The following is a 24,442-nucleotide window of genomic DNA, read 5'->3' on the forward strand; positions in this document are numbered from 1 at the left end:
TTGGGGAAAGTTTTACCCCGGCCAGGCCTTGTCCTCTGAAATATAACTTCATAGGTTTTCGGTCAACGGTCAACGCCCGTGCCAACAGAAAGGTTCCCGCCCATGGAGGGAACGGCCAGGGGAACAGCCACCGGGACGCCCGCCGTACGCCTGCGGGGCCTGGCCAAGTCGTTCGGCCCGGTGCGCGCGGTCGACGGCGTCGACCTGGAGATCGGCGACGGCGAGTTCTTCTCGATGCTCGGGCCGTCCGGCTCCGGCAAGACCACCGTGCTGCGCATGGTCGCGGGCTTCGAGGCGCCCACCGCCGGCACCGTCGAACTCGCCGGCCGGGACGTCACCCGCCTCGCCCCCTTCGAGCGGGACGTGAACACCGTCTTCCAGGACTACGCCCTCTTCCCGCACATGACGGTCGAGCAGAACGTCGCGTACGGACTGAGGATCCGCAAGGTGCCCAAGGCCGAGCGCACCGAGCGCGCCCGCGCCGCCCTCGCCTCGGTCCGGCTCGCGGACTTCGGCGGACGGCGCCCCGCCCAGTTGTCCGGCGGTCAGCGGCAACGCGTCGCGCTGGCCCGCGCCCTGGTCAACCGGCCGAAGGTGCTGCTGCTGGACGAGCCGCTGGGGGCGCTCGACCTCAAGCTGCGCGAGCAGATGCAGGTCGAGCTCAAGGAACTCCAGCGCGAGGTCGGCATCACCTTCGTCTTCGTCACCCACGACCAGGAAGAGGCGCTCACCCTCAGCGACCGGATCGCCGTCTTCAACGGCGGCCGGATCGAGCAGGTCGGCACCCCGGCCGAGGTGTACGAGCGGCCCGCCACCCGCTTCGTCGCCGGCTTCGTCGGCACGTCCAACCTGCTCACCGACGAGAGCGGGACCTACAGCGTCCGGCCGGAGAAGATCCGGCTGCTGGACCCGCGGGAGAAGGGCTCCGGTGCGGACGGCACCGCCGGCACCGACGACACCGCGCTGCGCACCGTCTCCGGCACCGTCGCCGAGGTCGTCTACCTCGGCGACTCCACCCGCTTCCTGGTCGACCTGGACGACGGCGGCCGGGTGACCGCGCTCCAGCAGAACCGGGAGACCTCCTCCGCGGATGTCGCCGCGTACCGGGGCACCCGCGTCCGCCTCCAGTGGCACCGCCGCCACCACGTCACCGTCCAGCCCGCCCCACCGGAAACGGAGTCCACGTGCGTCTGACCCGTACCCTCGCCGCCTGCACCCTCCTGGCCCTGGCCACCGCCTGCGGCGGGACCTCCTCCGACAAGGGCTCCGGCTCCGGCAGCGGGTTCACCCCGCCGAAACTCAGCGCGCAGAAGACCCTCGGGAAGACCGAGGGCACGGTCAACCTGATCGCCTGGGCCGGCTACGCCGAGGACGGCTCCAACGACAAGTCCGTCGACTGGGTCACGCCGTTCGAGAAGGAGACCGGCTGCCAGGTCAACACCAAGGTGGCCGGCACCTCCGACGAGATGGTCAGCCTGATGAAGACCGGCCAGTACGACGCCGTCTCCGCCTCCGGCGACGCATCACTGCGGCTGATCGCCTCGGGCGACGCGGCTCCGGTCAACACCGATCTGGTGCCCAACTACAAGGACGTCTTCGCGAGTCTGAAGATGCAGAAGTGGAACTCGGTGAACGGGGTCGCCTACGGCATCCCGCACGGCCGCGGCGCCAACCTGCTGATGTACCGCACCGACAAGGTCTCCCCCGCGCCCACCTCCTGGTCCGCGGTGTTCGACAAGTCCGCCCCGTACAAGGGCCACGTCACCGCCTACGACTCGGCCATCTACATCGCGGACGCCGCGCTGTACCTGATGAGGACGAAGCCGGAACTGGGCATCAAGGACCCGTACGCCCTGGACCAGAAGCAGTTCGACGCCTCGGTCGCCCTGCTGAAGGAGCAGAACGCCAACATCGGCGAGTACTGGAGCGACTACCTCAAGGAGATCTCCGCGTTCAAGAGCGGCGACTCCGTCATCGGCACGAGCTGGCAGGTCATCGCCAACCTCGCCGAGGCCGAGAAGGCCAAGGTCGCCGCCGTCCTGCCGAGTGAGGGCGCGACCGGCTGGTCCGACACCTGGATGATCTCCGCCAAGGCCCAGCACCCCAACTGCGCCTACAAGTGGCTGGACTGGATCGTCTCGCCCAAGGTCAACGCCCAGGTCGCCGAGTGGTTCGGCGAGGCCCCGTCCAACGCCAAGTCCTGCGCGCTGACCGCCGACAAGAACCACTGCACCGTCTTCCACGCCTCCGACGAGCCCTACTGGAAGAAGGTCCACTTCTGGAACACCCCGATCCCGCAGTGCCTCGACGGCCGCACCGACGTCGCCTGCGTCCCCTACGCCAAGTGGGTCCAGGCCTGGACCGAGATCAAGGGCTGAACCGTCCGTGACCCCCACGACCACCACCCCCGGGCGGCGGATCGCAGGCTTCCTGCACCGCCGCCCGCGGCTGCGGCTGTCCCTGCTGCTGTCCGCCCCGCTGCTGTGGCTGGTACTGGCCTACCTGGGCTCGCTGGCCGCGCTGTTCCTCTCCGCCTTCTGGACCACCGACCCCTTCACCTCGGACGTGGTCAAGGTCTGGAGCACCGACAACTTCCACGCCCTGTGGACGACCCCGGTCTACCGGGACGTCGCGCTGCGCAGCCTCGGCGTGGCGGTCGCGGTCACCGTCATCGACATCGTCGTCGCCTTCCCCATCGCCTTCTACACCGCGCGGGTGGCCCGGCCCCGCCACCGGCACCTGCTGGTGGTCGCCATGCTCACCCCGCTGTGGGCGAGCTACCTCGTCAAGGCCTACGCCTGGCGGGTGATGCTCTCCGAGGACGGGCCGCTGGACTGGGCGCTGGCTCCCCTCGGTCTGCACGGCCCCGGGTACGGGCTGCCGGCCGCCGTCGTCGTCCTGGCCTATCTGTGGCTGCCGTACATGATCCTGCCCCTGCACGCCGGCCTGGAGCAGTTGCCCGGCAGCCTGCTGGACGCCTCCGCGGACCTCGGGGCGCGGACCTGGCGGACCTTCAGGTCCGTCGTGCTGCCGATGGTGCTGCCCTCGGTGGCGGCCGGCTCGGTCTTCACCTTCTCGCTCAGCCTCGGCGACTACATCGCCGTCCAGATCGTCGGCGGCAAGACCCAGCTCATCGGCAACGTCGTCTACTCCAACATCACCCTCGACCTGCCGCTCGCCGCCGCCCTGGGCACGGTGCCGGTCGCGATCATCGTCGTCTACCTGCTGGCCGTGCGACGCACCGGCGCGCTCCAGAGTCTGTGAGGGCCGTACGCCATGCAACTGTCCCGACCCGCCCGGATCGCCCTGCGTGTCGCGGCCGCGCTCGGCTTCGCCGTCATCTACCTGCCGCTGCTGCTGGTCCTGCTGAACTCCTTCAACGCCGACCGCGCCTTCGGCTGGCCGCCCTCCGGGCTCACCCTGCGCTGGTGGGGCGACGCCTGGCACAGCGACGGCGCCCGCGCGGCGCTGTGGACCTCGGTGAGGGCCGGACTCGGCGCGACGGCGGTGTCGCTGGTGCTGGGCACGCTGATCGCCTTCGCCGTCCAGCGCCACCGGTTCTTCGGCCGTGAGGCGCTGTCCTTCGTGGTGGTCCTGCCGATCGCCCTGCCGGGCATCGTCACCGGCATCGCCCTGAACACGGCGTTCCGCACGGTGCTGGAGCCGCTCGGCGTCGGTCTGGGCCTGTTCACCGTCGTCGTGGGCCACGCCACCTTCTGCGTCGTGGTGGTCTTCAACAACGTCCTGGCCCGGCTCCGGCGCACCTCCCGCTCGTACGAGGAGGCGGCCATGGACCTGGGCGCCGACACCTTCCAGGTCTTCCGCGACATCACCTTCCCGCTGATCCGCTCGGCGCTGCTGGCGGGCGGGCTGCTGGCCTTCGCGCTCTCCTTCGACGAGATCGTGGTCACCACCTTCACCGCCGGGCCCGGGGTCCAGACGCTCCCGGTGTGGATCTTCGGCAACATGGCCCGGCCGCAGCAGGCGCCCGTGGTCAACGTGGTCGCCGCGGTGCTGATCGTGCTGTCGGTGGTCCCCATCTACCTCGCCCAGCGGCTGTCCGCGGACACCGCTTCGGGGGGCAGAATCTGAGGCGCGGACGCGCGCAGAACAGGGGTCCGTGCCATCCTTCCGCCCGGATAAGGCAGGCTTGTACCGTGCCAGAACCCGCGCAGAGCGCATTCGACCCCGCCCGCGACCACTCCCACATCGCCACACTGCGACGGCTGGAGAAGTCCTCGGGGCGCCTCGCGGCGGCGGCGATCGCTCGGATGGACGCACAGCTGCCCTGGTACCGGGCCATGCCGCCGGAGAACCGTTCGTGGATCGGGCTCGTGGCGCAGGCGGGCATCGCGGCGTTCACCGAATGGTTCCGGCACCCGGAGACACCCCAGGCGATCAGCACCGACGTCTTCGGCACCGCTCCGCGGGAGCTGACCCGGGCGATCTCGTTGCGCCAGACGGTGGAGATGGTGCGCACCACCATCGAGGTGATGGAGGCGGCCATCGACGAGGTCGCCGCCCCCGGCGACGAGTCGGTGCTGCGCGAGGCGCTGCTCGTGTACGCCCGGGAGATCGCCTTCGCGACGGCCCAGGTGTACGCCCAGGCCGCGGAGGCCCGCGGCGCCTGGGACGCCCGCCTGGAGTCCCTGGTGGTCAACGCCGTGCTGTCCGGGGAGGCCGACGAGGGCGTGCTGTCGCGGGCGGCGGCGCTCGGCTGGAGCTCCCCCGACAAGATCGTGGTGGTGCTGGGCACGGCGCCCAACGGCGACAGCGAGCTGACCGTGGAGGCGATCCGCCGGGCGTCGCGCCACGCGAAGCTGCAGGTGCTGACCGGTGTGCTGGGCGACCGGCTGATCGTGGTCGCGGGCGGCGACGACGAACCGCTGCGCGTCGCCAAGGCGCTGATCGGCCCCTTCGCGGCGGGCCCGGTGGTGGCCGGCCCGGTCGTCGGCGACCTGCTGTCGGCCTCCCGTTCCGCGCAGGCCGCGGCCGCCGGCCTGCGGGCCTGCGCCGCCTGGCCGGACGCGCCGCGTCCCGTGCAGGCGGACGACCTGCTGCCGGAGCGGGCGATGGCCGGGGACCGCTACGCCCGCGATCAGCTGGTGGAGGAGATCTACAGGCCTCTGGAGGAAGCCGGTTCGGCGTTGCTGGAGACGCTGTCGGTGTACCTGGAACAGGCGTCGTCGCTCGAAGGGGCCGCCCGTATGTTGTTCGTTCACCCCAACACCGTCCGATACCGCCTGCGACGTGTGACGGACGTCACCGGCTGGTCGCCCTCGGATGTACGCTCCGCATTCACCCTCCGTATCGCGCTCATCCTGGGCCGGCTCTCCGACTCCGGACAGACACCGTAGGTGTACGCAGGGCGTTTGTGGGACACCAACAAATCGCCCGTCGGTTCTTGGTCCCTGTCCCCACGGGCGGGGACGACCTCGCTCAAGAGAGAGTTGAAAGCGTGCTCGTACTCGTCGCTCCCGGCCAGGGTGCTCAGGCCCCCGGCTTCCTCGCCCCTTGGCTCGATCTGCCCGGCGTCTCCGACCGCCTCGCGGAGTTGTCCGCGACCGCCGGACTCGATCTCGCCCACTACGGCACCAAGGCCGACGCGGAGGAGATCCGCGACACGGCCGTCGCCCAGCCGCTGCTGGTCGCCGCCGGCCTGGTCGCGGCGGAGCGGCTGCTGCCCGGCGCCGGCGCGCCGCACGCGGTGGCCGGCCACAGCGTCGGTGAGATCACCGCCGCGGCGATCGGCGGGGTGCTGAGCGCCGACGCGGCGATGGCGTTCGTCCGCACCCGCAGCACGGCGATGGCCGCGGCCGCCGCCGTCACCGAGACCGGCATGTCGGCGGTGCTCGGCGGGGACCCGGACACGGTCGTGGCACACCTGGAGAAGCTCGGACTCACCCCGGCGAACATCAACGGGGCCGGCCAGATCGTCGCCGCCGGCACGGCCGCGCAGCTGGCCGCGCTGACCGCGGACAAGCCGGAGAAGGCGCGGGTGATCCCGCTGAAGGTGGCGGGTGCCTTCCACACCCACCACATGGCCCCGGCCGTGGCCACCCTGGACGCGCTGGCGGGGACGCTGGAGGTCTCCGACCCGTCGCTGCCCTACGTGTCCAACACCGACGGCACGGTCGTCGCCGGCGGCAAGGAGATCGTCGCGCGGCTGGTGTCGCAGGTGTCCAACCCCGTGCGGTGGGACCTGTGCATGGACACCTTCAAGGAACTCGGCGTCACCGCCGTGATCGAGCTCGTGCCGGGTGGCACTCTGGTGGGCCTGGCCAAGCGCGCGATGCCCGGCGTCGCGACCCTGGCCCTCAAGACCCCGGACGACCTCGAGGCCGCCCGCGCGATCGTCGCCGAGCACGGCGCCCAGGAATAGGAGTCCTCGCAGACATGACCGCGAAGATCAGGCCCGCCAAGGGCTCCCCGTACGCACGGATCATGGGTGTCGGCGGTTACCGCCCGACCCGCGTGGTGCCCAACGAGGTCATCCTGGAGCACATCGACTCCAGCGACGAGTGGATCCGCTCCCGCTCCGGCATCGCCTCCCGCCATTGGGCCGGCCCGGACGAGACGGTCGCCGAGATGTCCGTGATCGCGGCGGGCAAGGCCATCGCCGACGCGGGGATCTCCGCCGAGGACATCGGCGGCGTCATCGTCGCCACCGTCTCGCACTTCAAGCAGACCCCGGCGGTCGCGACCGAGATCGCGCACCGGATCGGTGCCGTCAAGCCGGCCGCTTTCGACATCTCCGCGGGCTGCGCCGGCTTCACGTACGCCGTGACGCTCGCCAAGGGCATGGTCACCGAGGGCAGCGCCAAGCACGTCCTGGTGATCGGCGTCGAGCGGCTGAGCGACCTGACCGACAAGTCCGACCGTGCCACCGCCTTCCTCTTCGGCGACGGTGCCGGCGCGGTCGTCATCGGCCCCGCCGACGAGCCGGAGATCGGCCCGACCGTGTGGGGTTCGGAGGGTGACAAGGCCAACACCATCACCCAGACCGTCGCATGGGACCGCTTCCGAGTGGGTGATGTCTCGTCGCTCCCGGTGGACGCCGACGGACAGGTGAAGTTCCCGGCGATCACCCAGGAGGGCCAGACGGTCTTCCGCTGGGCGGTCTTCGAGATGGCCAAGGTCGCCCAGGAGGCGCTCGACGCCGCCGGGATCACCGCGGACGAGCTGGACGTCTTCATTCCGCACCAGGCCAACATGCGGATCATCGACTCGATGATCAAGGCGCTCAAGCTCCCCGAGCACGTCGCCGTGGCCCGCGACATCGAGACCACCGGCAACACCTCGGCCGCGTCGATCCCGCTCGCGATGGAGCGCCTGCTGGCCACCGGACAGGCCAAGAGCGGCGACACGGCCCTGATCATCGGGTTCGGGGCGGGTCTCGTCTACGCCGCCACGGTCGTTACCCTCCCCTAGGCAACACCCCACGCGGCGCCGCACTCCCGCCCGCCGCAGCCCGTAGTAACAGCACCGAAGAAGGAGAGCGCCGCAATGGCCGCCACCCAGGAAGAGATCGTCGAGGGTCTCGCCGAGATCGTGAACGAGATCGCCGGCATCCCCACCGAGGACGTCCAGCTGGACAAGTCCTTCACCGACGACCTGGACGTCGACTCGCTGTCCATGGTCGAGGTCGTCGTCGCCGCCGAGGAGCGCTTCGAGGTGAAGATCCCGGACGACGACGTCAAGCAGCTCAAGACCGTCGGCGACGCCGTCGACTACATCCTCAAGGCTCAGGCCTGATCAAGGCCGGTTCCCGGACGACGTGTCTGTCGCCCGCCCTTCTAGACGTGGAGAGACAATCCCTGTGAGCCCGACCAATCACACCGTGGTCGTCACCGGTATCGGCGCAACCACTCCGCTGGGCGGGGACAGCGCGTCGAGCTGGGAGGGGCTTCTCGCCGGCCGTTCCGGCGTCACCGCCCTGACCCAGGACTGGGCCGCCGAACTGCCGGTGCGCATCGCGGCGCAGATCGCCGTGGAGCCGCTGGAGGTTCTGCCCCGCCCGGTCGCGCGCAAGCTCGACCGCTCTGCCCAGTTCGCGCTCATCGCCACCCGTGAGGCGTGGGCCGACGCGGGCTTCGCCGCCAAGGCCGGCGAGGACAGCTCGATCGACCCCGACCGTCTGGGCGCGGTCATCGCCTCCGGCATCGGCGGCGTCACCACCCTGCTCGACCAGTACGACAACCTGCTGGCGTCCGGCCCGCGCAAGGTGTCCCCGCACACCGTGCCGATGCTGATGCCCAACAGCCCCTCCGCCAACGTCGGCCTGGAGGTCAACGCCCGGGCCGGTGTGCACACCCCGGTCAGCGCGTGCGCCTCGGGCGCGGAGGCCGTCGGCTACGCGTACGAGATGATCCGCTCCGGCCGCGCCGACGTGGTCGTCGCCGGCGGTACCGAGGCGGCCATCCACCCGCTGCCGATCGCGGCCTTCGCCAACATGATGGCGATGTCCAAGAACAACGAGGACCCGCAGGGCGCCTCCCGCCCGTACGACAAGGCCCGCAACGGCTTCGTCCTCGGCGAGGGCGCGGGCGTCGTCATCCTGGAGTCGGCCGAGCACGCCGCCAAGCGCGGCGCCAAGGTCTACGCCGAGGTGCTGGGCCAGGGCCTGTCGGCCGACGCCCACCACATCGCCCAGCCGGAGCCCACCGGCCGCGGCATCGCCGCCGCGCTGGAGCAGCTGCTGACCGCCACGGGCATCGACCCGGCGCAGATCCACCACCTCAACGCGCACGCCACGTCCACCCCGCAGGGTGACGTCGCGGAGGTCAAGGCGCTGCGCAAGGTCCTCGGCGACCACCTCGACCACGTGGCCATCTCGGCCACCAAGTCGATGACCGGTCACCTCCTCGGCGGCGCGGGCGGCATCGAGACGGTCGCGACCGTCCAGGCCCTGTACCACCGCACCGCCCCGCCGACGATCAACCTCACGGACCTCGACGACGAGATCGAGCCGGGCCTGGTCTCCGGCGAGGCGCGGAAGCTGCCGGAGGGCCAGATCGTGGCCGTCAACAACTCGTTCGGCTTCGGTGGTCACAACGTCGTCCTGGCGCTCCGCACGGTCTGACGACAGCGCACGGCAACGCTCCGAGGGCCGGCCCCCCGCTCACGCGGTGGGCCGGCCCTCGGCGTTGCGGGCGGGCGTGCGGTCAGGGGCAGCTGACGACCTGTCCGGCCCAGGACAGCCCGCCGCCGAAGCCGAGCAGCAGCACGGGGGCGCCCGGTGTGAGGTCGCCGCGTTCGACGAGCTTGGAGAAGGCCAGCGGAACGGAGGCCGCGGAGGTGTTGCCGGAGTCCACGACGTCCTTGGCCACGACGGCCTCCGTGGCGCCGAGTTGACGGACCACCGACTCGATGATGCGCAGGTTGGCCTGGTGCGTGACGATGCCGCCGAGATCGGCCACGGCGACGCCGGCCCGCCGGCAGGCCTCCTCGGCGATCGGGGCGAGGGTCGAGGTGGCCCAGCGGAAGACCGCCTGGCCGTCCTGGGCGAAGCGCGGCTGCCAGGCGCCCGTGAGCCGTACGGCGTCCGCGCGGGTGGGGTCGGAGCCCCAGACCACCGGGCCGACGCCCTGGAGACCGCCGGGGCCGGTGGAGCCATCCGCGACCGCGCTGAGGACGGCCGCCCCGGCACCGTCGCCGAGCAGGACGCAGGTGCTGCGGTCGGTCCAGTCGGTGAGGTCGGACATCTTCTCGGCGCCGATGACGAGGGCGTGCCGCGCGGCTCCGGCGCGCAGGGAGTGGTCGGCGGCGGCCAGCGCGGTGGTGAAGCCCGCGCAGGCGTTGTTGAGGTCGTAGGAGGCGGGTGCGGCCGCCCCGAGCCGGGCGGCGACCCGGGCGGCGGTGCTCGGGGAGCGGTCGATGGCGCTGGAGGTGGCCACGACGACGAGGTCGATGTCGGCGGGCGCCAGGCCCGCGGCGGCCAGGGCCTTGCCGGCGGCGGCCGTCGCCATGTCGGCGACCGATTCGTCGTCGCGGGCGATGCGGCGGGTGGCGATGCCGGTGCGCTGCCGGATCCAGGCGTCGCTGGTGTCGACCATGGCGGCCAAGTCGTCGTTGGTGAGGACGCGTTCGGGCTGGTGGTGGCCGAGGGCGACGATACGGGTCGAGGTCATGCCCGAACTATAGCGACCGACCGATCGGACTCTAAATAGGGACGGCTCGCTACGATGGCCGCATGAGCCCACGCAAGTCAGCCACCGAGGCCCGCCACACCCGCGAGCGGATCATCGAGCGCAGCGTCGCGGTCGCCTCCGTGGAGGGCCTGGAGGGCCTGACCATCGGCCGGCTCGCGGCCGACCTCGGGATCAGCAAGTCCGGGCTGCTGGGCCACTTCGGCACCAAGGAGGCGCTGCAGATCGCCGCCCTGCGCCGGGCGTCGGAGATCTTCACCCGCGCCGTCTGGCTGCCCGCCGCGGGCAGCCCGCCCGGCCTGGTCCGGCTGACGGCGATCTGCGAGGCATGGGTGACCTACCTCGACCGCGAGCGGGAGGCCTTCCCGGGCGGCTGCCTGTTCACCGCCTCCGCCGTGGAGTTCGACGGGCGCGAGGGCCCGGTGCGGGACGCGGTGGCCCGGCTGTACACGGTGTGGAAGCGGCGCCTGGTGCGGGACCTGCGCGCCGCCGTCGAGCAGGGCGAACTGCCCCCGGACACCGATCCCGACCAGGTCGTGTTCGAGCTCAACGGCATCTACTTCGCGCTCAATCACGCCGTCCAGCTCTTCGGCGACCGGAGCGCCCCCGACCGCGCCCGGCGTGCGCTGCGCCGCGTCCTGCGCTGACGAATCAGCCCTTCGGGGGGATTGGCCCGAATTGCCGGATGGGCGGCCGTGCCGCCGCACAACATCTCGGACATGACCATATGGCTGAGGGGGGCCGGCCTCACGGCGGCCGCTTTGCTGGCTGTGCTGGGCCCAGGGGGGCCTGGGGGCGCCGGTACGGCACACGCCGACGACCGCCCCGGGGTCCCGGGACCGCCGGTCGTGCGGTTCCTGCCGGACGGCACCGTACGGGTGGAGACGGGCGGCGGTGCCGTCCGCGTGGAGACGAACACCGAGGGCGGCACCGGGGCGAACGTGCCGCGGACCCGCGTCCGGATCCGGCACGGCGGTGACACCGTGGAGGCGCAGACCGGCCCCGGTGGCTCGTCGGCGCGCGTACGACGGGAGCACTGCCCCCGCTACCAGTCCTCCGTGGACGCCTCCACGGACGCCTCGGGCGCCCGGGGCTCGGTGTCCTGGCGGCATCCGTGCGGACCGGCCCCGCGCCCGAAACCCACCCCCGCGCCCGCCGCGCCGGTACGGCAGCGGCCCGCGCCCACCCCCACCCCGACACCGACGCCCACCCCGACACCCACTCCGACCCCGACCCCGGCCCCCACCCGCCGGGTCGAACTACCGCCGGTCGCCTACCACAAGGTCACGGCGCTGCCGCCGCCCGAGGGGCCGAGCCTCGTCCATCTGATGCTGCTGATCACCGCGCCCGCGGTGCTGTCGGCCGCCGCGCTCAAACCCCGTTCCCAAGCTCGTTCCCGGAGGTGACGCATGTCGGACTGGATTGTCCTGGCCATCGGAATGGCCGCGAGCTGCGTGGTCGTGCTGAGCATCGTGGCGATCAACAACCGCCGGCTGAGCGAGGACGACGACCCCAGCGAGACCCCGGACGTCATCGAGTACATGACGATGATGATCGGCGTGGTCTACGCGATCGTGCTGGGCCTGGCCATCGCCGGCGTCTGGGAGGGGCGCGGCGCCGCCGAGGACGCCGCACGCCGTGAGGCCCAGGCGCTGCACGAGGTCCAGGAACGGGTCCAGGTGTACCCGGCCGCGGTCCGCGACCGGGTGCGCGGCGACATCGACACCTATGTGTCGTACGTCGTGGACACAGAGATCCCCTACATGATCAAGCACGGCGACAACACCCAGCGCGGCAGCGACCTGCTGGGCGTGGTGCGCCGCGACGTGACCTCCTTCGAGCCGCGCACCCCGCTGGCCAACCAGGCCTACCAGCCGGTCGTCGACCAAGTGGCCGCGGCCGACGACGCGCGCAACGCACGCGCCGACAGCTCCGGGCCCACCATGCCGGGCGTGGTCTGGTTCGGGCTGATCGTGGGCGGCCTGGTCGCGGTCGGGCTGATCTTCACCCTGCAGATCCGCCGCTCCCGCCGGGAGTTGATCCTGGCCGGGCTCTACAGCGCCCTGATCGCCTTCCTCCTCTTCCTGATCTGGGACTTCAACGCGCCTTACGGGCGCACCCCCGCCGAGGCGGCGGCGTCCTTCGCCGCCCTCTTCCCGCACGTGGGGTAGCGGGCGCCGCCCCGGCCCGCCGGGCGGCCGCCTACGCCCGCTTCGCGGCCCTGCCGTCGCCGAAGCTCGCGAACCAGGTGGCCGCCATGTCCTCCTCGCCGTGGCCCTGGGCCGCCGCCCGCCGGAAGCGCTCGGCGCCGGCCGCGGCCACGTCGAGGCGGACCCCGGCGGCCTCCCCGGCCGCCACCACCAGGCGGGCGTCCTTCTCGGCGGTCCGCACGGCGAAGCTGGGCGTGAAGTCGCCGCGCAGGATGGCGTCGGCCTTCACCCGCAGGTAGCCCATGTCGAGGCCGCCGCCGGCCACCGCGTCCAGGAAACCGCGCGGGTCGACCCCGAGTCCCTCGGCCAGGGCCAGCGCCTCGGCGGCGCCGTGGGTGACCGTGAGCACCCAGCTGTTGATCACGAGCTTGAGCCGGCTGGCCGCGCCGCCCGCCGCGTCCTCGCCCACCCAGACGGTGCGGCTGCCGACGGCCTCGAAGACCGGTGCCAGCGCCGCCCGCGCCTCCTGCGGCCCGGCGGCGAGCACCAGGAGCTGTCCGGCCTCGGCCGGCTGCTTGGTGCCGAGGACCGGCGAGTCGACCAGCACGAGGCCGTGCTCGGCGGCGAACTCCGCGAACGGGCCGAGCGCGTCGATCCCGGCCGTGGTGGCCTGCGCCCAGACCGTGCCGGGCCGCAGCGCGGGCGCGGCCTGCCGCATCGTCTCCAGCGCGGCCGGGCCGTCGTAGAGGATGGTGAGCACGACGTCCGCGCCCTCCACGGCCTCCGCGGGGGTGGCGGCGACGCGGGCGCCGTCCTCGGCGAGCGGTTCGGCCTTCTCCCTCGTACGGTTCCACACACGGACGTCGAGGCCGGCCTTGGCGAGGTTGCGGGCCATCGCGGCACCCATGATCCCGGTGCCGAGTACTGCTACTGAGGTGGTGTCGGACATGAGAGCCACCGTACGACGGACCAATCCGAACCGCTCGCGGCGCCGAATGCCGGACGGGAGACTGTGTGCCGGAGCGACGGCACGACCACGACCACGACCACGACAGCGGACACGACGAAAGCGGGAGATGTGGAGAGGGAACCGGTGCGAATCGGCATGCCCGCGCGCCAGGGGCCGGACCTCACGGAACTGCTGCTCGCCGTCGCGCGCGGCGACCAGGAGGCCTTCGCCCGGCTGTACGACGCCGTGAGCGGACCGGTGCTGGGGCTGGTCCGCGGCGTACTGCGCGACCCCGCGCAGTCGGAGGAGGTCGCTCAGGAGGTCCTGGTGGAGGTCTGGCGCACGGCGGCCCGCTTCCGCCCCGAGAAAGGCAGTGCGATGACCTGGGTGATGACGCTCGCCCACCGCCGCGCGGTCGACCGGGTCCGGTCGGCGAGCGCCGCCGCGGACCGCGAGCACAAGGCGGCCCTGCTGGACCGCACGCCCGCCTACGACGAGGTGACCGAGCAGGTCGAGGCCCGGCTCGAACGCGAGCAGGTGCGGCGCTGCATGCGTACCCTCACCGAACTCCAGCACCAGTCGGTGATGCTGGCGTACTACCGCGGCCTGACCTACCGCGAGGTCGCCGAACTGCTGTCGCTGCCCCTGGGGACCGTCAAGACCCGGCTCAGGGACGGTCTCATCCGACTGCGTGACTGCCTGGGGGTGACCGCGTGAGCACCAACGCCGAGCTGCACACCCTCACCGGGGCGTACGCCCTGGACGCCCTGGACCGGCACGAGCGTGCCGAGTTCGAGAGCCATCTGACGGAGTGCGAGCCCTGCGCCCTGGAGGTGCGCGAGCTCACCGCGACCGCCGCCCGGCTCGGCCTCGCCGCGGCCGAACCCGTGCCGCCGCGGATGAAGGACGAGGTGATGCGGCGGATCGCCACCGTCCGGCAGGAGCCGCCGCGGGTGACCGAGCCCGTCCCCGTCCGGGACCGCCGCCGCGTCCGCCGCGCCCCGCGCACACCGCTGCCCACCCGGTTCGCCCTGGCCGCCTGCCTGGTGGCCGCCGCCGCGCTCGGCGGCGTCGCCGTCTGGCAGCAGCAGCAACTCGGCGACGCCCGCCAGGAGACCCGGCAGGCGCAGGCCGGTGCCGAGTCCGTCGCCCGGGTCCTCGCCGCGCCCGACGCCGCCGCCACCACCGGGAAGCTCTCCGGCGGCGCCAGCGGCACCGTCGTGGTCTCCCGGAGCCAGGACCGCGCCGTCTTCTTCGCCCAGGGCCTCCCCTCCCTGTCCGGCGGCCGCGTCTACCAGCTGTGGTTCTCCGACACGGGCGGCACCATGCGCTCCGCCGGGCTCGTCCCCCGCCCCACCCCGGGCACCAGCGAGGCCGTCCTCCTCGACGGTCCCGTGGGCGACGCCTCCGGCATGGGCATCACCGTCGAACCGGCGGGCGGCTCCCCCCGGCCCACCACCCAGCCGCTCGCGCTCATGTCCTTCCCGAAGGCCTGACCGGGCGGGACGCGCCCCGGCGAATGCCGGGACGGGGCACGGGAGCCGCCTAGGCTCGGGCGAAAGGAAAGCAGTCAGAGGTGCGAGGTGCCCGCGTGTCCGTGGCCGTCTGTTTGTTCACCGCGGATCTGCGGGTGCACGACAACCCCGTCCTGCGTGCGGCGCTCAACGCCGGGGACGAGGTCGTCCCGTTGTTCGTGCTGGACGACGGGGTCGAGGCGGCCGGGTTCGCGGTGCCGAACCGGACGGCGTTCCTGGTGCGGTGCCTGGCGGACCTGGACGCCCGGTTGCGGGACCGCGGCGGACGGCTGGTGCTGCGCTCGGGGGACGTGGTCGAGGAGGTGTGCCGGGTCGCCGAGGAGACCGGCGCCCGGCAGGTGCACGTCGCGGCCGGGGTGAGCGGCTACGCCGCCCGCCGCGAGACGCGGCTGCGGGAGGCACTGGAGGGGGCGCGGCGGGAGCTGCGGGTCCACGACGGCGTGCTCACCGTGGTGCCGCCCGGGGCCCTCACCCCGGCCGGGAAGGACCTCTTCGAGGTGTTCACGCCGTACTTCCGGCGCTGGGAGCAGGCGGAGGTCCGGGATGTGCTGGGCGCGCCGCGGGTGGTCAGGGTGCCGGAGGGCCCGCGGTCGCTCCCGGTGCCGGACGCGCCGCACGGGGTCTCGCCCGGCCTGCCCGCGGGCGGCGAGAGCGAGGGCCGGCGCCGCTGGCGGGCCTGGCGCTCGGGCGGCGGCGTGGACGCGTACGAGGAGCGCCACGACGACCTGGCGGGTGACGGCACCTCGCGGCTCTCCCCGTACCTGCACTTCGGCTGCCTGTCCGCGACGGAGCTCGTCGCCGGCGCCCACGGCGGCTTCGTACGGCAGCTGGCCTGGCGGGACTTCCACCACCAGGTGCTGGCCGCCCGCCCGGACGCCGCCCATCACGACCTGCGCCCGCGCCACGACTCCTGGCAGGGCGACGGCCCGGAGGCCGAGGCCTGGCGCGAGGGCCGCACCGGCTATCCGATCGTGGACGCGGCGATGCGGCAGCTGCGGCACGAGGGCTGGATGCACAACCGGGCGCGGCTGCTGGTGGGCAGCTTCCTGACCAAGACGCTGTACGTGGACTGGCGGGTCGGCGCCGCGCACTTCCTGAGCCTGCTGGTGGACGGCGACCTGGCCAACAACCAGCTCAACTGGCAGTGGGTGGCCGGCACCGGTACCGACACCCGCCCCAACCGCGTCCTCAACCCGCTGACGCAGGCCCGCCGTTTCGACCCCGACGGGGAGTACGTCCGGCACTGGCTGCCGGAGCTGTCCGGCGTGGCGGGCGGCGCCGTCCACCGGCCCTGGCTGCTGCCCGAGGAGCGGCGCCGCGACCTGGACTACCCGTCTCCGGTCGTGGACCTGGACGAGGGCGCCGCCCGCTTCCGCGGCGGCCGGGGGAAGAAGCCCGAGGTGCGGGAGGCGTAGCCGGCCCAGCCGGGGCGGCCTTGCATGCGCCGCTCCAGCAGGGCCTTCCCGCTGCCGCGGATCAGCAGCAGGCTCATCACCAGCGGGGAGACCACGGTGGCCGCCGCGGCCTGCCAGGCGTCGCAGGTCAGCGCGTACAGGCCCCACCAGACGCAGAAGTCGCCGAAGTAGTTGGGGTGCCGCGTCCAGCTCCACAGCCCGCGGTCCATGATCCGTCCCCGGTTCGCGGGATCGGCCTTGAAGCGCGCCAGTTGGTGGTCGCCGACCGCCTCGAAGAGCAGGCCGACGGCCCACAGCGCCACGCCGACCGCGGCGGCGGGACCGAGCGGGCCCGGGATGTAGGAGGCCGCCTGGACCGGCAGGGAGACCAGCCAGACCAGGGCGGCCTGCAGCAGGTAGACCATGCGCAGGGCGTACAGGGTGCGGTTGCCCGGCGCCTTGTCCAACAGGGCCTCGTAGCGCGGGTCCTCGCCGTGCCCCCGGCCGCGCCAGGCGATGTGGGCGGCCAGCCGCAGCCCCCACACCCCCACCATCGCGAGCACCAGGGCGCGCCGGGCCGGGTCCCCGTGCCCGGCCGACATGACGTAGGCGACCACTCCGACGGCCGCGAAGCCCGCGCCCCACGCGACGTCGACGTACCGGTGCATGCCGCGGACCCGGCCGACGACGAACGCCACCAGCATGACCGCGAGCGCGGCACCCGCCGCCGCGAGGGTCACCATCGCCCGTACCAGCCGTCCTGGGTGTCCGGCATCCCGGTGCCGCCCTCCCCGGTCGGCCGCACGGCGAGGATCTGGTCGACGCCCATGCGCCGTTCGGCGAAGGCCAGCGCGCCGCCGGCCAGGTACAGCCGCCACACGCGGGCGGTCTCCTCCCCCGCCAGCGCGACGAACTCGGACCAGCGCGCCTCCAGCGTGGCCAGCCAGGCCCGTACCGTGCGCACGTAGTGCTCGCGCAGCGACTCCACGGCGCGCACCTCCAGCCCGGCGCCCTCCAGCAGGGCGACGGTACGGCCGAGGGGACGCATGTGCATGTCGGGGGCGATGTACGTCTCGATGAACGCGCCGCCGCCGGGCGCGACCCGGCCGCGGGACATCTGCTGCACCAGGACCCGGCCGTGCGGGCGCAGCACGCGGTGCAGCGTGTCGGCGAAGGCGGGGTAGTGGGCGTCGCCGACGTGCTCGCCCATCTCGATCGCGGTGACCGCCTCGTAGCCGCCGCTGCCCTCCAGGTCGCGGTAGTCGCGCAGTTCGACCTGGACGTACTCCTCCAGGCCGCGCTCGCGGATGCGCGCGCGGACGGCGTCGCGCTGCGCGGCGGACAGGGTGACCGCGTGCACCTGGGCGCGGTGGGTCTCGGCGGCGTACAGGGACAGCGCGCCCCAGCCGCAGCCGATGTCCAGCATCCGCATACCGGGGCGCAGTCCCAGCTTGCGGCAGATGAGTTCCAGCTTGTCGCGCTGGGCGTCGGCGAGGCTGTAGCCGGGGTCGTCCGCGCGGGTCCAGTAGGCGCAGGAGTACGCCATGGAGGGGTCGAGGAGCAGGGCGTAGAACTCGTTGGACAGGTCGTAGTGGTGGCTGATGGCGGCGCGGTCGCGGCCCCGGCTGTGCGGGGCCCCGTTGAGCCGGGCCCTGCCCCGCGGGGCAGGCGGGCGGGGGCCGACGGCGCCGAGCCGCAGCGCGGCGCCGGTCGCCCGCAGGCGGCCGGCGGCCGTCAGCCGGGGCGGTTCGACGCTGCCCTCGCGCACCGCGCGCCAGATCGCGCGCAGTCCCTCGGTGAGGTCGCCGCGTACCTCGAGGTCGCCGGTGATGTAGGCCTCGGCCAGGCCGAGTTCGCCGGGCTCCCAGAGCAGCCGGCGCAGTGCCCGCCGGGAGCGCAGCACCACCATCGGCGCGTCGCGCGGCCCGGCGGTGCTCCCGTCCCAGGCCCGCAGCCGCACCGGCAGGGGGCCGCCGGTGAACTGCTCCAGCAGGGGGACGAGGGTGTCCGCGGCGCTCTTCACCGGGCGGTCTCCCCTCTGGTCAGCAGCAGTTGCCGTACGTCGAGGTAGCCCGAGCGGAAGCCGGCCTCGGAGTAGCCGAGGTAGAGCGTCCACATGCGGCGGAAGGTCTGGTCGAAGCCGAGGGCGGCCACCTCGGCGGCCCGCGCGGTGAAGCGTTCGCGCCACAGCCGCAGCGTCTCGGCGTAGTGCGCGGCGAAGCCGGTACTGTCCTCGACGCGCAGCGCCGTGTGCTCCGCGAGGGTGCGCCCGATCGCCTCCGGGGAGGGGATGAGGCCGCCGGGGAAGATGTACTTCTGTATCCAGGTGTACGTGTGGCGGGTGGCCAGCATCCGGTCGTCGGCCATGGTGATGGCCTGGAGCGCGATCCGGCCGCCGGGGGCGAGCAGCCGGTCGAGGGCGCCGAAGTAGGCGGGCCAGTAGTCGGCGCCGACGGCCTCGATCATCTCGACGCTGACGATCGCGTCGTAACGGCCGGTCACCTGGCGGTAGTCGCGCAGCAGCACCGTCGCCCGGGCGGACTGGCCCGCCGCCTCGATGCGTTCGGTGGCCAGCCGGCGCTGCTCCTCGGAGAGGGTGACGCTGACGACCTCCGCGCCGCGCCGGGCGGCGCGCACGGCGAGTTCGCCCCAGCCGGTGCCGATCTCCAGCAGCCGGGTGCCCTCGCCGACCCCCGCGAGGTCCAGCAGGCGGTCGATCTTGCGGCGCTGGGCGTCGGCGAGCAGGTCGTACGTGGCGGGCAGGGCGCGGAAGACCGCCGAGGAGTAGGTGAGGGTCCCGTCCAGGAAGAGGGCGAACAGCTCGTTGGACAGGTCGTAGTGGGCGTGGATGTTGTCCCGGGCGCCGTCGAGGGTGTTGCGGCGCTCGGGGGGCTGCCGCCGCGCCCACAGGGAGCGCAGCGTCTGCAGCGGCCGGGGGACGAGTTCGGTGACGTGGCCGGCCAGCACGGTCAGCACCGCGACGAGGTCGGGCGCGTCCCACTCGCCGGCCATGTAGGACTCGCCGAAGCCGATCAGCCCGCCGGCGCCCAGGCGGCGGAAGAAGGCGTCGGGGTCGGCGATCTCGACCGCGGGACCGCCGGTGCCGATCACCGGGCCGCCGGGCCCGAGGCGGCAGCGCAGCGGCAGCCGGGACAGGGCGCGGCGCACGACGGCGCCGGCGACGGCGGCGCGCACGCGTGAGCGGCGCGGTGGTGCGGCGACGTCCGGCCAGCGGCGCGGGTCCACGCCGCCGTCGGAGGCGGGAGCGGGTGCGGGGACGGGGACGGACGTGGTCACTCGAAGCCCTCCTGAGACCGGTGAACGGGGCGCCGCAGCACGGGCAGTCCGCGCAGCAGCAGTCGGATGCCGTGCCGGCGGATGCCGGCCGACACGGCGGCGGTGGACCAGGGATGGCGCAGCGCGGCGCGCAGCAGGAACGGGGCGGTGCCGGGCCGCCGTTCGCCGCGCACCGTGGCCGTGAACGGCCAGGTCTCCTCGCGTTCCAGGTGGACGGTGAGACGGAGCGCGGCGTCCGGCTCCGGCAGCCGCATGCGGTAGGCCCCGTCGACGGGGAAGAACGGCGAGACGTGGAAGTCCTTGGCGACGCTCGCCGCCCCGGCCCCGTCGGTGCGCAGCAGGTAGGCGTGGCGCTCGCCGTAGGTGTTGTGGACCTCGGCGACGACGCAGGCCAGCGCGCCGTCCGGGGTGTGGCACCAGTAGAGCGTCAGCGGGTTGAAGACATGGCCGAGGACCCGGGCGTGGGTGAGCATCCGCACCGGGCCGCCCCGCAGGTCCACGCCGCGCGCGGCGAGCCAGGTCTCCAGGGCGGCCCGTACGGTGGGCTGCCGGCCGCCGAAGTGGTCCCGGGCGTCGAAGCGGGCGAAGGGGCGCAGCGGCGCGGGGAGCCGGGGCGGCCGGTCGGGGTCGATCAGCCACATGTAGGTGCGGTGGGTGAAGGCGTTGCGGACCGGGCGGGTGCGGACGTGGGTGATCACGCACTCGTACAGGGCGGGCACGTCCGGCGGGGCGACGGCGGTCACTCCCATCGCGCCCCCAGCGTGCGGGCGGCCTCGGCGCCGGAGCGGCAGCCGTCCTCGTGGAAGCCCCAGCCGTGGTAGGCCCCGGCGAAGGCGGTGACGGGGGTGTCCAGGGTGGGCAGCAGGCGCCGCGCGGCGACCGACTCCGGGGTGTAGACGGGGTGTTCGTAGACCATGCGGGCCAGCACCCGGCCGGGGTCGACGAGTTCCTCGCCGCCGAGGGTGACCAGGAAGCGCTCGGGGCTGTCCAGCCGCTGGAGGCGGTTCATGTCGTAGGTGACCCGTACCCCGCCGGGCGAGGGCGCGCAGGAGGGCATCAGGTAGTTCCACGAGCCCTGGGCCCCCGTGCTGCGCGGCAGCAGTGAGGTGTCGGTGTGCAGCAGCGTGGGGTTGCGGGAGTACGGGATCGCGCCGAGCACGGCGCGCTCCGCCGCGGTGGCGTCGGCGAGCAGGCGCAGCGCCTGGTCGGGGTGGGTGGCGACGACCACCGCGTCGTACTCCTCGCTCTCGCCGTCGTCGGTGACGATCTCGGCGCCGTCGGCGTGCCGCCGCAGGGCGCGTACGGGGGTGGCGGTGCGGATGGCCGTGAGCCGCTTGGCGATCCGCTCGACGTAGACACGCGAGCCGCCGGTGACGGTCTTCCAGGTGGGCGAGCCGGACACCGACAGCATGCCGTGGTGGTCCAGGAACCGGAAGAGGTACGCGGCCGGGTAGTCGGCCGCCGTGCGCGGCGAGCACGACCAGACGCAGGCCACCAGCGGGGTCGTGAAGTGCGCGACGAAGTAGGCCGAGAAGCCGCCCGCGCGGAGGAACTCGCCCAGCGTGGTGCTGTCGTCGCCGCCGTCCCCGGCCAGCAGCCGCCGGGCCCCGCGGTGGAAGCGCGGCACCTCGGCCAGCATGCGCAGGTACGCGGGGCGCAGCCCGTTGCGCGGCTGTGCGAACAGCCCGGCGGGCCCGCGGGCCCCGGCGTACTCCAGGCCGCAGCCCTCGCACCGCACGGACATGCTCATCTCGGACTCCTGCGTGGGGACCCCGAGTTCGGCGAAGATCCGCAGCAGGGTGGGGTAGGTGCGCTCGTTGTGCACAATGAAGCCGCTGTCGACCGCCGCCACCCGTCCGTCGGCCGAGGCTATGTCGTGGGTGTGGGCGTGCCCGCCCAGCCGGTCGTCCGCCTCGAACAACGATACGTCGCAGTCCCGTTGCAGTGCGTATGCGGCGGTCAGTCCGGCCACCCCGCTTCCCACGACCGCGATCCGGCGCCTTGTGTCGGTCATGCCGCTCCCTTCGTGCCCCGTCTCTCCCTGCCGGTGATTCGTAGGCCTGCGGCCGGCGGATTGGCCGGACGGGCAATCCGGTGGGGGCGCGGCTTCGAATCCCTGGGCAGGAAGGGCGGGGGCAGGAACAGGACGGGCGGCGGCGGAGGGAGCGGCGGATAATGACGGAGAGTACGAGAAGGGGCGATCCGATGACGTACGGTGACAGCGGCACCGACGGCGGTGCGGCGCCGCACCCGGCGCTGGTCCCGTACGCCCTCCCGGAGCGCCCGGCGGCCGCCGTCCTGCTGCTGCACGGGGGTCGCGCCGAGGGCCTGGAGCCGCCCACGCGGTGGAATCTCCCCGGGGCCCGGATGCGGCCGTTCGTCCGCGCCATAGGCCGGGTCACGGCCGGGCACCCGGTGGCGCTCGCCGGCGTCCGCTACCGGCACCGCGGCTGGAACGGCGACCGGCAGGACGCCGCACGCGACGCCTGGCGGGCGCTGGAGGCCCTGCGGGGGCGTGCGGGTGCGGTTCCCGTCGTGCTGGTCGGCCACTCCATGGGAGGCCGTGCGGCGCTGCGGGTGGCCGGGCATCCGCTGGTGCGGGGGGTGGTGGGGCTGGCCCCGTGGTGCCCGGCGGGCGAGCCGGTGGGGCAGTTGGCCGGACGCCGTCTGGTGATGCTGCACGGGGACCGGGACCGGGTCACCGATCCGGCCGCGTCGCTGGTCCTGGCCGACCGGGCGCGGGCGGCGGGCGCCCTGGCCTGCCATCTGACGGTGCCGGGCGGCGACCACGCGATGCTGCGGGGCGCCGGCACCTGGCACGCGACGACCGCCCGCGTGGTGGCGGGGCTGCTGCGGCTGGCCCCGCTGCCGCCGGATGTGGCGAGCGCCCTGGCGGCCCCGGGCGCCGGAAAGGAACGACCGGGATGACCCTCACCTGTCTGGTGACCGGCGCCAGCGGCTATATCGGCGGCCGTCTGGTGCCCGAACTGCTCGACGCCGGCCACACGGTGCGCTGCCTGGTCCGCACGCCGGGGAAGCTGCGCGACCATCCCTGGGCGCCCCGCGCCGAGGTGGTGCGGGGCGACGTGACCGACGAGGAGTCGGTGCTCGCGGCGATGGAGGGCGTGGACGTCGCCTACTACCTCGTCCACGCGCTCGGCAGCGGCCGGGACTTCGAGGAGACCGACCGCCGGGCCGCCGAGATCTTCGGCCGCGCGGCGAAGGCGGCGGGCGTGCGGCGGATCGTGTACCTGGGCGGGCTCACCCCGGCCGGGGTGCCCGAGCGGCAGCTGTCGCCGCACCTGCGCTCGCGCACCGAGGTGGGCCGGGTTCTGCTCGCCTCGGGGGTGCCGACGGCCGTGCTGCGGGCGGCGGTCATCATCGGCTCGGGCTCGGCCTCGTTCGAGATGCTGCGCTACCTGACCGAGCGGCTGCCGGTGATGGTCACCCCGCGCTGGGTCGGCACCCGCATCCAGCCGATCGCCGTGCGGGACGTGCTGCGCCACCTCGTCGGCTGCGCGGCGCTGCCGCCCGAGGTGAACCGCGCCTTCGACGTCGGGGGGCCGGACGTGCTCACCTACCGGGCGATGATGCTGAAGTACGCCGAGGTGGCGGGGCTGCCACCGCGGCTGATCGTGCCGGTGCCGGTGCTCACCCCCCGCCTGTCCAGCCACTGGGTGGGGCTGGTGACCCCGGTGCCCGCGGGCATCGCGCGTCCGCTGACCGAGTCGCTGCGGCACGAGGTGGTCTGCCACGACCACGACATCGCCGCGTGGGTGCCCGACCCGCCGCAGGGCATGATCGGCGTCGAGCGGGCACTGGAACTGGCCCTCCAGCGGATCCGGGACGCCAACGTGGTCACCCGCTGGTCGTCGGCCTCGGTGCCCGGCGCGCCCAGCGACCCGCTGCCCACCGATCCGGACTGGGCCGGCGGCAGCCTCTACACCGACCGGCGGGCCCGGGTGGTGGACGCCTCACCGGAGGCCCTGTGGCGGGTGATCGAGGGCATCGGCGGCGACAACGGCTGGTACTCCTTCCCGCTGGCCTGGGCGGTGCGCGGCTGGCTCGACCGCTTCGTGGGCGGAGTCGGGCTGCGCCGGGGGCGGCGGGACGCGACGCGGCTGCGGACCGGCGACTCGCTGGACTTCTGGCGGGTCGAGGCGATCGAACCCGGGAAGCTGCTCCGGCTCCGCGCCGAGATGCGGCTGCCGGGGCTGGCCTGGCTGGAGCTGTCGGCCGACCGGGACGACCGGGGGCGCACCGTCTACCGGCAGCGGGCGCTGTTCCACCCGCGGGGCCTGGCGGGCCACGCGTACTGGTGGAGCGTGTCGCCGTTCCACTCCGTGGTGTTCGGCGGCATGGCCCGCAACATCGCCTCGGCGGCGCAGCAGGTCGCGCCCTAGGCCCGGGGCGGCACTTCGGGGGCCGGGTCGCCGTGCAGGAGGGTGAGTTCGTCGTTCATCGTGGTCAGGAAGCGTATGACGACGGCGAGTTCCTCCTCGGTGAAGCGGCTCCTGGCCGCCTCCGTGCCCTGGGCGAGCGGCCGGAAGAACGCGCGGGCCACCGCCTTCGCCTTGGGCGCGTAGTGCAGGTGGACGACGCGCCGGTCGGCCGCGTCTCGGGTGCGGCGGATGTGGCCGGCCCGTTCCAGCCGGTCCAGGCAGGCGGTGACCGCGCCGGAGGTCAGATGGAGCCGTTCGCCCAGCATTCCGGGGGTCATCGCGCCGCCGTGCCCGTCGCCGTCCAGGATCGCCACCAGGGCCTGCACATCGGTGTGGTGCAGTCGCCGGCTCTGCGCGAAGTCCTGCGCGATGCGGTTGAACTCGCCGTTCATCCGGCGCAGTTGCACAGCGAAGGCGTGCAGCCCCGTGGGGGACTCGGGCTGCTCGGCGTCGTGGCGATCGTCCTGTACGTGTTCGGGCACTCCTCCATCGTAAATAATCTCGACGGTTAAGATAATCGATGAGTG

Annotated in this window: 25 protein-coding genes; 17 read left to right on the forward strand and 8 right to left on the reverse strand. The window is 73.4% G+C overall.

All coding sequences use genetic code 11. The features are described from left to right. The first annotated feature begins 102 nt into the window (after nucleotides 1–102). The 9 genes from ACFYXS_RS00930 to fabF all read left to right on the forward strand — a co-directional run bounded on the left by ACFYXS_RS00930 (nucleotide 103) and on the right by fabF (nucleotide 9,082). On the forward strand, nucleotides 103–1,194 hold the full coding sequence (locus tag ACFYXS_RS00930) for an ABC transporter ATP-binding protein (RefSeq protein WP_389242377.1): 1,092 nt from the start codon (nucleotides 103–105) through the stop codon (nucleotides 1,192–1,194). Continuing rightward, nucleotides 1,185–2,378 carry an ABC transporter substrate-binding protein gene (locus ACFYXS_RS00935; RefSeq protein WP_389242379.1) on the forward strand — a complete coding sequence of 398 codons (1,194 nt, stop codon included), beginning with the start codon at nucleotides 1,185–1,187 and terminating at the stop codon, nucleotides 2,376–2,378. Before ACFYXS_RS00930 ends, ACFYXS_RS00935 begins: the two co-directional genes overlap by 10 nt. Before the next feature lie 7 nt (nucleotides 2,379–2,385). Next, a complete protein-coding gene (locus ACFYXS_RS00940) occupies nucleotides 2,386–3,264 on the forward strand; it encodes an ABC transporter permease (RefSeq protein WP_389242381.1) in 879 nt (292 codons plus the stop codon). 12 nt (nucleotides 3,265–3,276) lie between these two features. Then, a complete protein-coding gene (locus tag ACFYXS_RS00945; protein ID WP_389242383.1) occupies nucleotides 3,277–4,092 on the forward strand; it encodes an ABC transporter permease in 816 nt (271 codons plus the stop codon). Between the two features lie 65 nt (nucleotides 4,093–4,157). Continuing rightward, nucleotides 4,158–5,357, forward strand: coding sequence for a PucR family transcriptional regulator (locus ACFYXS_RS00950; protein ID WP_389242385.1), 1,200 nt, complete (start codon nucleotides 4,158–4,160; stop codon nucleotides 5,355–5,357). Nucleotides 5,358–5,458: 101 nt separating this feature from the next. Then, nucleotides 5,459–6,382 carry an ACP S-malonyltransferase gene (locus ACFYXS_RS00955; protein WP_389242387.1) on the forward strand — a complete coding sequence of 308 codons (924 nt, stop codon included), beginning with the start codon at nucleotides 5,459–5,461 and terminating at the stop codon, nucleotides 6,380–6,382. Between the two features lie 14 nt (nucleotides 6,383–6,396). Next, nucleotides 6,397–7,431: a ketoacyl-ACP synthase III gene (locus tag ACFYXS_RS00960; protein WP_389242389.1), complete on the forward strand. Its 1,035-nt coding sequence runs from the start codon at nucleotides 6,397–6,399 to the stop codon at nucleotides 7,429–7,431. A 75-nt stretch (nucleotides 7,432–7,506) separates the two neighbouring features. Continuing rightward, entirely contained in the window at nucleotides 7,507–7,755 is a 249-nt protein-coding gene (locus tag ACFYXS_RS00965) for an acyl carrier protein (RefSeq protein WP_319662619.1), read from the forward strand. Between the two features lie 64 nt (nucleotides 7,756–7,819). Next, nucleotides 7,820–9,082 (forward strand): beta-ketoacyl-ACP synthase II, encoded by a 1,263-nt coding sequence (fabF, locus tag ACFYXS_RS00970; protein ID WP_389242392.1) that lies wholly within the window; start codon nucleotides 7,820–7,822, stop codon nucleotides 9,080–9,082. 82 nt (nucleotides 9,083–9,164) lie between these two features. On the opposite strand, the gene ACFYXS_RS00975 is transcribed toward fabF, so the two are convergent. Further along, nucleotides 9,165–10,130, reverse strand: a complete 966-nt coding sequence (locus ACFYXS_RS00975) for a beta-ketoacyl-ACP synthase 3 (RefSeq protein WP_389242394.1) — start codon at nucleotides 10,128–10,130, stop codon at nucleotides 9,165–9,167. Nucleotides 10,131–10,192: 62 nt separating this feature from the next. On the opposite strand from ACFYXS_RS00975, the gene ACFYXS_RS00980 reads away from it, so the two are divergent. The 3 genes from ACFYXS_RS00980 (at nucleotide 10,193) to ACFYXS_RS00990 (ending at nucleotide 12,319) form a co-directional block, all read left to right on the forward strand. Then, nucleotides 10,193–10,795 carry a TetR/AcrR family transcriptional regulator gene (locus ACFYXS_RS00980; RefSeq protein ID WP_389242396.1) on the forward strand — a complete coding sequence of 201 codons (603 nt, stop codon included), beginning with the start codon at nucleotides 10,193–10,195 and terminating at the stop codon, nucleotides 10,793–10,795. A 201-nt stretch (nucleotides 10,796–10,996) separates the two neighbouring features. Next, nucleotides 10,997–11,554, forward strand: a complete 558-nt coding sequence (locus tag ACFYXS_RS00985; RefSeq protein WP_389242398.1) for a hypothetical protein — start codon at nucleotides 10,997–10,999, stop codon at nucleotides 11,552–11,554. Between the two features lie 3 nt (nucleotides 11,555–11,557). Beyond that, nucleotides 11,558–12,319 (forward strand): hypothetical protein, encoded by a 762-nt coding sequence (locus ACFYXS_RS00990; protein ID WP_389242400.1) that lies wholly within the window; start codon nucleotides 11,558–11,560, stop codon nucleotides 12,317–12,319. A 31-nt stretch (nucleotides 12,320–12,350) separates the two neighbouring features. Here the strand turns inward: ACFYXS_RS00990 and ACFYXS_RS00995 are convergent, their stop codons facing one another. Further along, complete coding sequence (locus ACFYXS_RS00995) at nucleotides 12,351–13,247, reverse strand: NAD(P)-dependent oxidoreductase (RefSeq protein WP_389242402.1); 897 nt, start codon at nucleotides 13,245–13,247, stop codon at nucleotides 12,351–12,353. Between the two features lie 156 nt (nucleotides 13,248–13,403). Here ACFYXS_RS00995 and ACFYXS_RS01000 point away from each other — a divergent pair, with 156 nt between their 5' ends. From ACFYXS_RS01000 to ACFYXS_RS01010, 3 genes are all read left to right on the forward strand, one after another. Next, nucleotides 13,404–13,964 carry a sigma-70 family RNA polymerase sigma factor gene (locus tag ACFYXS_RS01000; protein ID WP_389242404.1) on the forward strand — a complete coding sequence of 187 codons (561 nt, stop codon included), beginning with the start codon at nucleotides 13,404–13,406 and terminating at the stop codon, nucleotides 13,962–13,964. Further along, nucleotides 13,961–14,743 (forward strand): anti-sigma factor domain-containing protein, encoded by a 783-nt coding sequence (locus ACFYXS_RS01005; RefSeq protein WP_389242406.1) that lies wholly within the window; start codon nucleotides 13,961–13,963, stop codon nucleotides 14,741–14,743. Before ACFYXS_RS01000 ends, ACFYXS_RS01005 begins: the two co-directional genes overlap by 4 nt. A gap of 95 nt (nucleotides 14,744–14,838) precedes the next feature. Further along, nucleotides 14,839–16,197, forward strand: a complete 1,359-nt coding sequence (locus ACFYXS_RS01010) for a cryptochrome/photolyase family protein (RefSeq protein ID WP_389242408.1) — start codon at nucleotides 14,839–14,841, stop codon at nucleotides 16,195–16,197. Here the strand turns inward: ACFYXS_RS01010 and ACFYXS_RS01015 are convergent. Genes ACFYXS_RS01015 through ACFYXS_RS01035 form a run of 5 tightly spaced genes read right to left on the reverse strand, consistent with a single transcriptional unit; the run spans nucleotide 16,110 to nucleotide 21,487 of the window. After that, complete coding sequence (locus ACFYXS_RS01015) at nucleotides 16,110–16,919, reverse strand: DUF1295 domain-containing protein (protein ID WP_389242410.1); 810 nt, start codon at nucleotides 16,917–16,919, stop codon at nucleotides 16,110–16,112. The two genes, ACFYXS_RS01010 and ACFYXS_RS01015, sit on opposite strands and share 88 nt — an antisense overlap. Continuing rightward, the gene (locus ACFYXS_RS01020) at nucleotides 16,913–18,199 is read right to left on the reverse strand and encodes a class I SAM-dependent methyltransferase (protein WP_389242412.1); all 1,287 of its coding nucleotides are present in this window, start codon (nucleotides 18,197–18,199) and stop codon (nucleotides 16,913–16,915) included. The genes ACFYXS_RS01015 and ACFYXS_RS01020 overlap by 7 nt, the downstream gene beginning before the upstream one ends. Further along, nucleotides 18,196–19,473 carry a class I SAM-dependent methyltransferase gene (locus tag ACFYXS_RS01025; RefSeq protein ID WP_389242414.1) on the reverse strand — a complete coding sequence of 426 codons (1,278 nt, stop codon included), beginning with the start codon at nucleotides 19,471–19,473 and terminating at the stop codon, nucleotides 18,196–18,198. Before ACFYXS_RS01025 ends, ACFYXS_RS01020 begins: the two co-directional genes overlap by 4 nt. Further along, nucleotides 19,470–20,222, reverse strand: a complete 753-nt coding sequence (locus tag ACFYXS_RS01030; RefSeq protein WP_389242416.1) for a DUF1365 domain-containing protein — start codon at nucleotides 20,220–20,222, stop codon at nucleotides 19,470–19,472. The genes ACFYXS_RS01025 and ACFYXS_RS01030 overlap by 4 nt, the downstream gene beginning before the upstream one ends. Next, nucleotides 20,213–21,487 carry an NAD(P)/FAD-dependent oxidoreductase gene (locus ACFYXS_RS01035; protein ID WP_389242418.1) on the reverse strand — a complete coding sequence of 425 codons (1,275 nt, stop codon included), beginning with the start codon at nucleotides 21,485–21,487 and terminating at the stop codon, nucleotides 20,213–20,215. Before ACFYXS_RS01035 ends, ACFYXS_RS01030 begins: the two co-directional genes overlap by 10 nt. A gap of 191 nt (nucleotides 21,488–21,678) precedes the next feature. On the opposite strand from ACFYXS_RS01035, the gene ACFYXS_RS01040 reads away from it, so the two are divergent. Together ACFYXS_RS01040 and ACFYXS_RS01045 are read left to right on the forward strand one after the other, a co-directional pair. Continuing rightward, nucleotides 21,679–22,401, forward strand: a complete 723-nt coding sequence (locus ACFYXS_RS01040) for an alpha/beta hydrolase (protein ID WP_389242420.1) — start codon at nucleotides 21,679–21,681, stop codon at nucleotides 22,399–22,401. After that, complete coding sequence (locus tag ACFYXS_RS01045; RefSeq protein ID WP_389242422.1) at nucleotides 22,398–23,876, forward strand: SDR family oxidoreductase; 1,479 nt, start codon at nucleotides 22,398–22,400, stop codon at nucleotides 23,874–23,876. Before ACFYXS_RS01040 ends, ACFYXS_RS01045 begins: the two co-directional genes overlap by 4 nt. Here the strand turns inward: ACFYXS_RS01045 and ACFYXS_RS01050 are convergent. Continuing rightward, nucleotides 23,873–24,307 carry a MarR family winged helix-turn-helix transcriptional regulator gene (locus ACFYXS_RS01050; protein WP_389243468.1) on the reverse strand — a complete coding sequence of 145 codons (435 nt, stop codon included), beginning with the start codon at nucleotides 24,305–24,307 and terminating at the stop codon, nucleotides 23,873–23,875. The genes ACFYXS_RS01045 and ACFYXS_RS01050 overlap by 4 nt on opposite strands. Nucleotides 24,308–24,442 lie beyond the last annotated feature (135 nt).

The organism is Streptomyces sp. NPDC002574 (assembly GCF_042889545.1).
Taxonomy (GTDB): domain Bacteria; phylum Actinomycetota; class Actinomycetes; order Streptomycetales; family Streptomycetaceae; genus Actinacidiphila.